This is a genomic window from Rouxiella badensis, from assembly GCF_002093665.1.
GTDB lineage: Bacteria > Pseudomonadota > Gammaproteobacteria > Enterobacterales > Enterobacteriaceae > Rouxiella > Rouxiella badensis.
The window spans coordinates 49659-60667 of record NZ_MRWE01000005.1 but is presented as its reverse complement, the minus strand read 5'-3'; the positions used below and the strand labels follow the sequence as shown (position 1 = coordinate 60667).

Annotated in this window: 10 protein-coding genes; 6 read left to right on the top strand and 4 right to left on the bottom strand. The window is 54.0% G+C overall.

Going from position 1 to position 11009, the window contains the following annotated elements:
* Positions 1 to 36: 36 nt before the first annotated feature.
* The gene (locus tag BS640_RS04520; RefSeq protein WP_026110702.1) at positions 37 to 714 is read right to left on the bottom strand and encodes an NAD-dependent epimerase/dehydratase family protein; all 678 of its coding nucleotides are present in this window, start codon (positions 712 to 714) and stop codon (positions 37 to 39) included.
* Between the two features lie 69 nt (positions 715 to 783).
* Positions 784 to 1182, bottom strand: coding sequence for a YebF family protein (locus BS640_RS04515; RefSeq protein ID WP_017493129.1), 399 nt, complete (start codon positions 1180 to 1182; stop codon positions 784 to 786).
* 636 nt (positions 1183 to 1818) lie between these two features.
* Between BS640_RS04515 and BS640_RS04510 the strand changes: the two genes are divergently transcribed.
* The 5 genes from BS640_RS04510 (at position 1819) to BS640_RS04490 (ending at position 7583) form a co-directional block, all read left to right on the top strand.
* Positions 1819 to 2703: an NAD(P)-dependent oxidoreductase gene (locus BS640_RS04510; protein ID WP_084912065.1), complete on the top strand. Its 885-nt coding sequence runs from the start codon at positions 1819 to 1821 to the stop codon at positions 2701 to 2703.
* A 167-nt stretch (positions 2704 to 2870) separates the two neighbouring features.
* Complete coding sequence (locus BS640_RS04505; RefSeq protein WP_084912105.1) at positions 2871 to 3950, top strand: ABC transporter ATP-binding protein; 1080 nt, start codon at positions 2871 to 2873, stop codon at positions 3948 to 3950.
* A gap of 96 nt (positions 3951 to 4046) precedes the next feature.
* The gene (locus BS640_RS04500) at positions 4047 to 5042 is read left to right on the top strand and encodes an ABC transporter substrate-binding protein (protein ID WP_026110704.1); all 996 of its coding nucleotides are present in this window, start codon (positions 4047 to 4049) and stop codon (positions 5040 to 5042) included.
* Positions 5043 to 5064: 22 nt separating this feature from the next.
* Positions 5065 to 6816: an ABC transporter permease gene (locus BS640_RS04495; RefSeq protein WP_084912104.1), complete on the top strand. Its 1752-nt coding sequence runs from the start codon at positions 5065 to 5067 to the stop codon at positions 6814 to 6816.
* Positions 6817 to 6917: 101 nt separating this feature from the next.
* On the top strand, positions 6918 to 7583 hold the full coding sequence (locus tag BS640_RS04490; protein ID WP_017493134.1) for an SDR family oxidoreductase: 666 nt from the start codon (positions 6918 to 6920) through the stop codon (positions 7581 to 7583).
* A 186-nt stretch (positions 7584 to 7769) separates the two neighbouring features.
* Here the strand turns inward: BS640_RS04490 and BS640_RS04485 are convergent, their stop codons facing one another.
* Positions 7770 to 8378: a hypothetical protein gene (locus tag BS640_RS04485; protein ID WP_084912064.1), complete on the bottom strand. Its 609-nt coding sequence runs from the start codon at positions 8376 to 8378 to the stop codon at positions 7770 to 7772.
* Between the two features lie 177 nt (positions 8379 to 8555).
* Between BS640_RS04485 and BS640_RS04480 the strand changes: the two genes are divergently transcribed.
* A complete protein-coding gene (locus BS640_RS04480; protein ID WP_017493136.1) occupies positions 8556 to 9251 on the top strand; it encodes a GntR family transcriptional regulator in 696 nt (231 codons plus the stop codon).
* A 109-nt stretch (positions 9252 to 9360) separates the two neighbouring features.
* Here the strand turns inward: BS640_RS04480 and BS640_RS04475 are convergent, their stop codons facing one another.
* Complete coding sequence (locus BS640_RS04475; RefSeq protein ID WP_017493328.1) at positions 9361 to 10860, bottom strand: UbiD family decarboxylase; 1500 nt, start codon at positions 10858 to 10860, stop codon at positions 9361 to 9363.
* Between the last annotated feature and the right edge of the window lie 149 nt (positions 10861 to 11009).

Genomic DNA, 11009 nt, shown 5'->3' with positions numbered 1-11009 from the left:
ATTTTTGATAATTTACACTCTTTTTTACATTCTCAGTTACAAAATGTTTTTTCGGCTTAGGCGATAGATATCCTTCGATTCCAACACCTTATCGCCCTCACCGCGCCGAGCGGCGTTGAGCATGGCTCGTCCGACGTTTTCTGTGGTCAGGATAACGCCGGGAATGAGAGGCCTGAGGACGGTAATAAATGGCCAAAGAAGAGGGTAAAGCAGGCGATAAGCCCGGGTTTTCGACTTCACGCCGTGCAACGGCTGAATGATGCCGGGGCGGAAGAGGTACACCGCCTTGAAGGGCATACCCAGCAAAGCATTTTCGGTTTTGCCTTTCACGCGAGCCCACATGGTCTTGCCACGTTCGGTGCTATCGGTACCTGCACCGCTGACGTATACGAAGGTCATCATGGGATTAAGGGGCAGTAAAGCATGGGCTACAGACAGCGTTAAACCGTACGTAATGTGAACATAGTTGACTTCGGACATGCCAAAAGAGGAAACGCCCAGGCAGAAGAAGCAGGCGCTGAAGTTGCCGAGCCGAGATTCGATATCGCTCAGGTCAAACAGATTGCTGTGAACAATTTCGGTCAGTTTATCGGCACTTTTACCCACTGGCGTGCGGCCTAACACGACGACTTCCGTGACGTCTTCAGCCAGCAGAGCTTCACGCAATACCCCCTGACCGACCATTCCTGTTGCGCCAAGAATCAATATTCGCATGATGACACCTCTAAAAATGGGGGGCAGGGAATCAATGCGCCACTGTGCCGATGGCGCAGAGGCAGGCTGTTATTCGACGGTATCGTACTTGATATAATTATTCGAGCAGTTGAGGTGAGCGTCATATTTCAACGTGCCTGACGGGCCTCTTGCCGTAAACGGAACGTCATAGGTGCCGTTGCTTTGCTTCACGTTGTCGGCAATAAATGACAGGCTCGGGATCTGGGTACCCAGGTTGTCTTTGTCGTTACCCCAGTTCGGCAGTTTATTTTGCATGAAGTCGCGGGTTACCGTATCCATGGCATTTTGTGGCGTGATGGTTGCACAGGCTTCTGGCGATGTACGCTGCATCCACGTTGGGTAGATATAGGTCATCCCCAGCGTGAACACCACGAACACAAACACGATGCAAATCATCGCGCCTAAGATAAGTTTACCCGTCTTTCCAATTACAATAGCTCCTGACACGATATCTCCTGAGTCTTACCGACTGATGTTAAAAAAATTCATGCGCTAAGAGTACGATATTGGGGCGGTTTTATAAACCTTAGCAAAGTTTCTTAAAGGGCAAAATGTGCTGTGGGGGTGGGGGGCTGAGCGGCCCTTGATGCGCTTTTAAGGTCTAGGTCTAGGTCTAGGTCTAGGTCTTAAGGTCAAGGGCACGTGCTTCGCACGCTGGGCGCTGTCCCGAATCCGCCAACAATCTTCTTAAACAAAAACCGGCAACCTTGCGGTCAAATCCACGCACGGTCTAACGGCGGGTTTTTTTTGTTTGTTCTTTGCTGCATCAGCAGCGGTAAATCTGATGTCCTTTCTGCGCCGGATTCACATTGGCGGGAAACGTGCGGCATCTCAAATGCTCACTGTCAAAAATCCCTCTTATTCTGGGCAGGCAACGCTCAAAGGCTGAACAAGGTTTACTTAAGAGTTTATTGGCGGGTTCAGGATGGCGCTGAGCGGCTCTGGGCCGCACCCCAGCAAAAAGGCGAGTTTGCACCGCCCCCAACCGAACTTGAAGTTACAAAACAAATTTGAAATTAAAAACCCTCCCCCGATAATTACTCTTACATTCCGAAAGTCATTTTCTTAAACAAGGAGCAGGATATGAGTCAGCAACCCACTGTCGCAGTAATTGGACTGGGTGCCATGGGGCACGCTTTTGCCGCTAACCTGGTAAAAAAAGGGTTTACCACCCGCGTCTGGAACCGTACCGCATCTCGCGGCGACGCACTGGTCAAGGCCGGGGCTGTCGCAGGTAAGACGCCGCGCGAAACCGTTGAGGGCGTGGATGTTGTGATAACTATGCTGTCAGACGGCGAAACCACGCTCGCGGTGTTCAACGGCGAAGACGGGCTGCTCGCAGGGCTGAAGCAGGGCGGAATTGTCGTCCAGATGGGAACCCTCGGCGTTGAAGCAACCGAACAGCTTATCGAACTCACCAAAAAACAGCGCCCGGATGCGGTATTCTTCGACGCACCGGTGTCAGGCACCAAAGCCCCCGCCGAGCAGGCGCAAATTGTGGTGCTGGCCAGCGGCGACAGAGAGGCAGGGGCCGCCGTTGAACCGGTGTTTGGCGCAATTTCTAAAGGGGTTAAATGGCTGGGTGAAGCCGGCCGAGCCTCGAAGATGAAGCTGGTGGTCAATGCCTGGCTTATCTCGATGGTTGAAGGTATCGCCGAAAGCGCTCAGCTCGCCGAGGAACTGGGCTTCACCACCGATGACCTGTGGAACGTGCTGGACGGCGGTCCGCTGGCCGTGCCTTACATCAAAGGCAAAATGGAGATGTTCAAGACCGACGACTATACGCCGCAGATGCAACTGACCTGGGCCCTGAAGGACATCAATCTGGCGCTCAAGGCCAGCGGCTCGCGCAAGCTGCCAGTGATGAAAAACATCAGTGAAACCTGGCAGAAAGCGGTGGATGCCGGTTACGGTGATAACGACCTTTCCGTGGTCTATCGCTACCTTGGCACCCAAAAGGCTAAATAATCCTCCCCGGCTGCCGCAGATTCACTGCGGCAGCCGGGTACCGACACGCCGCTAAATTATTTTCGTCATCATTGTTTAATAAAAACGTCATTTAACCTCGCTAGCTTATCCCCCGTTGTTTTATTTGATAATCGTTCACCGGTTGAAACTGCGGGATGCATAACCAGATGTCTGCCATAGATATTGCCCACCTGACCAAAACTTACGCGTCGCAAACCGTGCTGGATGACGTATCGTTGCACATTCGCCACGGTGAGTTTGTCGCGGTTTTAGGCCCGTCGGGCTGCGGTAAGACGACGCTGCTGCGCACGATTGCCGGATTCGAACCTGTCGACGGCGGCACGATCACGCTTGGCAACAATACCGTCTCTTCTCCCGAGCATCACGTTGCACCTGAACAGCGACAGCTGGCGATTGTCTTCCAGAACTATGCGCTTTGGCCGCACATGTCGGTCGAAGAAAATGTGGCCTATAGCCTCAAAGTTAACGGCATCCCCACCGCCGAGCGCCGTCTGCGTACCGCGGCGGCGCTGGAACAGGTCGGACTCGGGGAGTTCGCCAGCCGACGTCCTGCCGATCTCTCCGGGGGCCAACGTCAACGGGTGGCATTGGCTCGCTGTCTGGTTGCCAAACCCTCTGTCGTGCTGCTCGACGAACCGCTGGCCAATCTTGACGTACATCTGCGTGCGTCAATGGAGGAGGAGTTCACCAACTTTCACCGCCACACGGGCGCGACGCTGCTGTATATCACCCATGACCAACAGGAAGCGATGGCGATTGCCGATCGCGTGGTGGTCATGAACGCTGGGAAAGTCATGCAGTTCGCGACGCCGCAGACCCTTTATCTTGAACCGGCTAACGAGATGGTCGCCAAATTTATCGACGACGGGCGGGTCATTGAGGTTGAAGATATTCGACCGGCGGAGGGGGGAACGGCCGACGTCAACTTGCTCGGCGTCACTTATCGTTTGCGCGCCAGCCCACGGCAGCGTGCACAACGCAATGGCAAAATTTGCCTGCATGCCGCTTCGGTGCGTGCGGCGCGAGAGGATGAAAAAGGTTTCAGTACGACGATTAAACGTATCACTTATCGCGGCGGCTACAGCCAGCTGGACGCAGAGCCAGACGGCGCACCGGGGCAATGGCTTTCGCTGCACCTCACCGATGTTCAGCGTTTAGACGTTGGCGATAGTCTGCGACTCACGCTGAACGACGGCTGGCTGATCCCGGATAACGGTTCGCTGTAATACGCTTTAACTGCAATAGTTGAGTAATGATTTTTTTCTGACTTCTTCTTAAAGGACAGGGCTATGCACCTCGCTTTTGCAACATCAGCTAAAAAAATGACCGTCAAAAGTTCACTGGCAGCGTTGCTGGTTTCCAGCTTGCTGGCGACAATATCCGGCGCTCAGGCCGAGGATAAGCCCAGCGGTAAGCTGGTCATTTACACCTCTCAGGCCCCCGAGATTGCCCAGCAGACCATTGACGCTTTTAAGGCGGCTTATCCGTCTCTTCAGGTGGAATGGACCCGTAACGGCACTACTCAGCTGATGAACGTGCTGCATACCGAGATGATGGCCGGTGACGTGAAGGCCGACGTGCTGCTCGTTGCCGATTCGATAAATCTCGGTACATTAAAAAAAGAAGGCAAGCTGATGCCTTATCCGCAGGCGCCGGTAGGCAATATCAAGGCCAGCTTCTACGACAAAGATAAAACCTGGTTCGGAACCAAGATCATTGCCACCGTGATTGGCTATAACACTAAAAATGCCAAGCCGGTCGACTCGTGGATGGCGCTCACCGACGCGGTCAATAAAGGACAGGTCGCCGTGCCCAGCCCGCTGTATTCAGGCGCGGCACTTTACAACCTGCATACCGCCATCAATACGCCCGACATAGGCTGGACCTTCTATCAGAAGTTGGCGGCTAACGGCGTCAGTCCCGAAGGGGGTAACGGTCCGGCGCTTAAGGCCGTTGCCAGCGGATTGGATAAATACGGCGTTATTACCGACGCCGATATCATTCTCGCAAAACAAAAGGGGTCACCTATCGATCTTGTCTATCCGAAAGAGGGGGTGTCGTTTGTGACCGAGCCGGTGGCGATTCTGTCGTCCAGCCACAACGTTCCGGCGGCCAAAGCTTTCGTGAATTTCCTGCTTTCGAAACAGGGACAAGAGCTGGTGGTCAAGCAAGGCAATCGCCCGATTGACGAAAGCGTGCCTGCACCGGCCGGTTTTACGCCTATCGACAAGATTAAACTGTTAACGCTGGACGCCGATAAAGCGGTCGATGACGATAAACAGGTGCGCGCTAAATTCACCGAAATCTTCGGCGGTTAAGGCGATGGGCGTTATAAGCGCGATGAACGTTATGCGGGAATTACGCCGCACAGTGGCCTTACGGCGAATCTTCGGCTGGCGAAGCGAAAGGGCGGTATTGTGGTTTTTGGCCTTGGGCATCGGCGTACTCTCCGTGGCGCCGTTAACGCGGCTGATTTGGGCCGCGATTGCGCCAGACGGCTCGCCTGACCTCGCGCACGTATTGCAGCTCATTGGTACGCAAAAGGTATGGCAGGCAACGTTGAATACGCTGGAGATTGCCGTTGCCGCAACCTTGTTGGCCATGCTCGCCGGTACGCTCGCGGCGCTGCTGGTTGGGCTGTCTGATATGCGCGGTAAACAGCTTTGGGTCTTCACTTTTATTCTGCCGTTGATGATTCCCCCGCAGGTGATTGCGCTGGCGTGGGTTCAGGCGCTGTCACCTTCAAGCCCGCTCTTAACCGGGGTTGAGGCTGTTTGCCGGTCGCTCGGTTGGCGATTGACGCTGGGCAACGGTCAGCCTTTGTATTCCCTCACCGGCATCATTATGCTGCTTGGCCTTCACAACGCGCCTTTGGTTTTTCTGACCGTGCGTGCGGGTCTGCGCCGTTTGCCGGCCGATTTAGTCGAGGCCGCGAGGATAACCGGCGCTTCACCGTTGAGAGTGCTGTTTACGGTCATTCTTCCTCTGGCACGCCCGGCGATTTTTGCCGGTGCCGCGCTGTCGTTTGTCGCTGCCGCCGGTAACTTCGGTATTCAGGCGATGCTCGGCATTCCTGCACGCGTGCCTACGCTCATAACGCTGGTGTATCAGCGGCTCAACGGCTACGGGCCTTCTGCGTTACCGGATATGGCGGTACTGTCTTTACTCATCGCGCTGATAACCTTCGGCGGTCTGGCACTCAGCCGCTATCTGGGTGGGCGTCGTGATGTGCGAGTGTCTGGTTCACTGCGTCAGCTCAAACAGCCGCTCGGCGCATGGCGTCTCCCGGCCGAATGGCTGGCGTGGCTGTGGATTGGCATGACTTTGTTGCTGCCGCTTTCCGCGTTGGTTGGCACCTCGCTCACTAATGGCTTTGGGCAAACCCTTAACCGGCAAACGTTGACCTTTGACAACTATACCAACGCCCTGTGGCAATATCCGGCAATCCATCAGGCGTTTTTCACCAGTCTTGGGTTGACGCTAATGGCCGTGGTGCTGCTGACCCTCGCCTCACTGTTTTTAGCCTATTTCCTCAGTTGGCAGCGAAGCCGACTGGTGAGCCTGCTGCAAATGTCGACCGAACTGGCCTATGCGCTGCCGGGTATTGTCACCGGTATTGCGGCTATTTTGTTCTTTCTCAAACCTTTGCCACTGATTAACGTCAGTATTTACGGTACCGTATGGATTATCCTCGCGGCCTACCTCTCAAACTTTTTGGCGCTGGTACTACGGCCAACGCTTGCGGGTTTTGCCCAGATAGATCGATCGCTAGACGAAGCCGCGCAAATTTCCGGTGCGGGATTTATGCGCCGTATGTGGGACATCCTGATGCCGTTGGCCGCGCCCTCGGCGATGGCAGGGGCAATTCTGGTGTTTCTCACCGCGCTGAACGAGATTCAGGTTTCCATTCTACTGGTTACCTCAAGTTCGCAGACGCTGGGACCGATGGTGATTTTTCTCGATGAAGGCGGCTCCTCGACGTTAGCGGCTGCGGTAGGCTGTTTAATGATTCTGGTGGTGTTGTTGTTTATGCTCATCGCTACGTTGTTTGCCCGCCGACTGCCGGAGGGCGTCTTACCCTGGCGCGCCTGAAAGCCTGTTTAAAAGGGTAAAAAGTCCTTGTGCTACAGTTAAGGGTAGCGGTGAGTCTGCAAGGATTACCCTTATTCATTAAAAAGGTCAAAGGAGGAGCGATGACTAAAGTCGCAATTGTTGGCGCACACGGCCAAATTGGACAGTTTATTATCAAGCACTTACGCGCTCAGGGGCATGAAGCGCTGGGTGTTGTGCGTAAAGAGCAGCAAATCGCCTCTCTGCGTAAACTCGGTGCAGACAGTGTGCTTGTCGATATCGAATCTGCCAGCGCCGACGCATTGGCGAGCGCCATCAAAGGCGTCGATGCCGTGGTGTTTGCGGCAGGTGCTGGCCCAGGCTCTTCGGCCGAGCGTAAACGCACCGTTGATTATGCCGGATCGGTGTTATTGGCCGAAGCGGCGCGTAAGGCTGGCATCAAGCGTTACGTGCAGATCTCCGCCATCGGTGTCGATGACCCCATCAAGCCGGGTACCGAACCGGTCTGGAAAGCCTATATCGAGGCCAAGCGAGACGCTGATACCTCTCTGCGTGAAAGCGGGCTGGACTGGACCATAATTCGTCCGGGTCCCTTGACCAATAAACCGGCAACCGGCCTGGTGACGCTGTCAGAGGATGTCGGCAGGGGCGAGGTTCCGCGCGAAGACGTGGCGCTGGTTGTTGTCGCCGCGCTGGGAAGTTCGTCAGCCGTGGGTAAACAGTGGGAGCTTTGCAGCGGTGAAACGCCTATCCGCGACGCGGTTGGCGAGTCGTTTTCTGAGCGCTGACTTCTGATAAACAAAAACCGGCATGAGCCGGTTTTTGTTTATCAGCTTTACCCCTCCTCAGGGGGGGAGGATTGGTAAATTCTGATGGGTGATCCATACTCACAATGTTGCTTAAAATTTAAAAATCCCTAATATTTTTTTAATCCATTAAGTGAAACAACTCCTTCACAATAATGAGTTAATCATTTAAGCATCATGGAAGGATTTTTTACCGCCGCACAGCCGAATCGCCGCCAACAGACAGAGCGAATAGCCAAATAACTCAGTGCCTTCTTCCACCAGATTCTTGACCAGCCGCACGTTATCGCCTGCGATCGCGGCCTGCCAGATGTAGTGCAGGCCCATCAGGCGTGAGAACACCAGAATCACCACCAGGCCGAACAGCAGTACGGGAAACGCATCATCGGCGACCAGCGCATTCAGGCCTTGCAGCGTGGTTTTAGGCGTGAACGCAGCCCAGCAAAGGGAATACAGGGCGAGCAGGCTGGCGAAATAGACCCAGGCCCCAAAATGAATGAGATCAAAGAGGGCGTCGAGCTCGCGAATAAGCATGCACCCGAAGAATCCTGCCGCCAGAATAAAGCCGCCGCGCAGCGTTTTTTGTCGACGTGAATGGATAAAAAACAGCGCCGCTGTCGCGAACAGGAACAACTCTTGAATGATTTCGGTGGCGGAAATTTCTTTGACCTGATCCTTTAGAATAACAACGTCAAAGAACAGTACGCCTGCGGAGAAGGCAGCACAAATTGCCAAGGTGACAAATACGATTGCCTGCTTAATTATTGGATTTTTCATGGAGTTGAGTCCGTAAGTAAATTTTGCGGGCATAGTACGGACCTAAAGTAATTAATACTGATCAATCAGTGCGACTTAACTAACTGAGTTGCTGGAGAACTGCCCAATCGCTTGCACAAAAGACAGGGCTGCACATAGAATCGTCTACTGCAGTATGTTTGATACATTGAGGAAGCAATGAGCAATAACACAACTACGGCTAAACAACAGGAAGTAAAGCGCATCGTAGATGTCCTTTCAAAAGCGATTGCTCAGCATCGTTTGCGCCCGGGTGCTCGTCTTATCGAGGCGCAAATTGTTGAAGCGTTAAACGCCAACCGCAATCACGTTCAGGTGGCTTTGCAGCGTCTTGCCATGCAGCGCATTGTGACCATTGAGCCGAACCGTGGCGCGATGGTGGCACAGCCTACGGCAAAAGAGGCGCGTGAGATTTTCATCGCTCGTCGCGCTATCGAACGCGCTATTGTCGAGGTGATTACCCCGGAAATGATGCGCCGTCACCGTCACCGCGTGACGACTCATCTGTGTAAAGAACGTGAGGCCACCAACTCAACCGACCGTCGCGCTATTGTGCGCGAACTCAGCGAATTTCATCTGGTGCTCGGTGAAATCTGTGGTAATGAAGTGTTGAGCGAAGTATTAGCTAATCTGATGGTTCGTAGTTCATTAATCGTTGCACTGTATCAGCGTAACGACGTGCCTTCCTGCCAGTCCGATGAGCATCAGGCGATTGTCGATGCGCTAGAAGCGGGGGAAAACGCGCGGGCGGTTACGGTAATGATTGAACATCTGCACGACCTTGAAGCGCAACTGGAGCTGGAAGAACAGTCGGGCAATGAGGTGAACCTGCGTCAGGCGCTGGCCGACCTCTGACAACGGGTTGTTTTTACCGCCGCTGAAGCAAATCCCCCTCCCGTGAGGGGGTTTTTATTATCAGTCCTAACCCCCCTCATCGGGAGGGGGTGATTGTTTCAGCCAATGATTACATCTTAAAGTCGGGAATAAAGCGCGTAACGTCAACCTCGAGGAACTGCGAACGCTGGAAGTTGTGTTTGAGCGCATAGGGCACGGTGCAGTCATAAATCGTCTTACAGGTAATACCGTGATCGGCAATGCTTGGGCTGAAGGCCGGATCCTGTGAGGGATCGAGCGGATGGCAGCGCACACCGGGGATAAAGATGGTGTCCACATCACCCTGATAACGAGTCGTCATTGCCCACATCACGTCGGACAGGTCGAAGATGTCTACATCGTCATCCACCAGGAACACGTGTTTCAGCTCGGAGAAGGCGGAGAATGCCAGCAGCGCAGCCTGACGATGGCGGCCTTCGTCCTGCGGGCCACGTTTTCCTACCTGTAGCACGGCAACGTATTTACCGGTGCCCGGTGACGGGCAGTGTACGTTTTTAACCAGTCCTGGCATCGCACGCTCAACCATGTCCAGAATACTGGCTTCGGTAGGAATACCTGCCAGATTGGTGTGCTCATCGCTCGGTCCGATGCAGGTTTGCAGGATAGGGTGTTTGCGATGGGTAATCGCTTTCACCTTAATAACCGGTACCGCCGCTTTGGCTTCGCCGGTATAGCCGGGGAATTCAGGCATCGCTTTGCCGGTATGCGTGTGCTGGTCTTCCTGAACGCGATAGTTCGGTACCAGTTCACCCTCGATAACTATCTCTGCGTTGGCGATACCTAATGCGTCGACCGCCACGCCTTTCACCAGTTCAACGGCGCGACCACGCAGACCCCCGGCAATCGCCAGTTCATCATAACCCAGCGGCGTTGTCGGTGGCTCGAAGCAGGCACCAATCTCGATAGCCGGATCGACGCCAATACTGATGGTGATCGGCAGCGCCTTACCGGCTTCTTCGGCCTTGATTCTGAACTGGTCGAGGTGACGGCCCGGCACGAAGTACATCGAAATTTCATCTTTGCCCTGCACGCACAGGCGGTGAATGGTTACGTCGTGCTCACCGGTTTCCGGGTCTGCCGCATAGCACATCCCCATGGTGAAGTACGGACCCGCATCTTCAGGGGTGTTGGTGGGCGCCGGGAGCAGGGTGCGCAGATCAAAGCCTGGATCCGTGGCCAGGTGCACCACTTCCTGACAAGGAACGTTGTCATTGGAGATAACGACCGGTGGAATCGCATGTTTAACCGAGTTGCGCAGCAGATGGCCCAGGTCTTCCTTTGGTGCACCGAGCAGGCGTGCCACACGCTGGCGAGAGGCCAGCAGACCAATCAGAACGCGAACGTCGTCGTAACCTTTAACCTTATTAAAAACCATCGCCGGACCGGTGCGGGTCGGACGCATAACGGTACCCCCGGCACCCACATAACGATAAACCCCGGAAAGCTCTGCGGCGGGGTCAACGGGCTCGTTGGTTTCGATGTACTCGTCGTCGTAGGTTTTCAACAATTCGATGGCCGAACGCAGGTCGTAAACTTCTACGCCTGGTGGGGTAGTCTTTTTCTCTGACATAGGTTTGACTCCAGTTCCGTGAAATAGGGATATCTATTTATTCGAATGGGTTAAAACACTCTCGGATAAAATCTATTCTTCAATTATGCTTTCGCGATAATAAAAATCTAATCAATAATCTGGCATTATTAATAACGAAACCTTATCAC

Excerpts from the sequence above, each read along its gene's own strand:
- BS640_RS04475 (WP_017493328.1), bottom strand. The coding sequence starts at position 10,860 with ATGTCAGAGAAAAAGACTACCCCACCAGGCGTAGAAGTTTACGACCTG.
- BS640_RS04510 (WP_084912065.1), top strand. The coding sequence starts at position 1,819 with ATGAGTCAGCAACCCACTGTCGCAGTAATTGGACTGGGTGCCATGGGG.
- BS640_RS04495 (WP_084912104.1), top strand. The coding sequence starts at position 5,065 with ATGAACGTTATGCGGGAATTACGCCGCACAGTGGCCTTACGGCGAATC.
- BS640_RS04490 (WP_017493134.1), top strand. The coding sequence starts at position 6,918 with ATGACTAAAGTCGCAATTGTTGGCGCACACGGCCAAATTGGACAGTTT.
- BS640_RS04505 (WP_084912105.1), top strand. The coding sequence starts at position 2,871 with ATGTCTGCCATAGATATTGCCCACCTGACCAAAACTTACGCGTCGCAA.
- BS640_RS04520 (WP_026110702.1), bottom strand. The coding sequence starts at position 714 with ATGCGAATATTGATTCTTGGCGCAACAGGAATGGTCGGTCAGGGGGTA.
- BS640_RS04500 (WP_026110704.1), top strand. The coding sequence starts at position 4,047 with ATGACCGTCAAAAGTTCACTGGCAGCGTTGCTGGTTTCCAGCTTGCTG.
- BS640_RS04480 (WP_017493136.1), top strand. The coding sequence starts at position 8,556 with ATGAGCAATAACACAACTACGGCTAAACAACAGGAAGTAAAGCGCATC.
- BS640_RS04485 (WP_084912064.1), bottom strand. The coding sequence starts at position 8,378 with ATGAAAAATCCAATAATTAAGCAGGCAATCGTATTTGTCACCTTGGCA.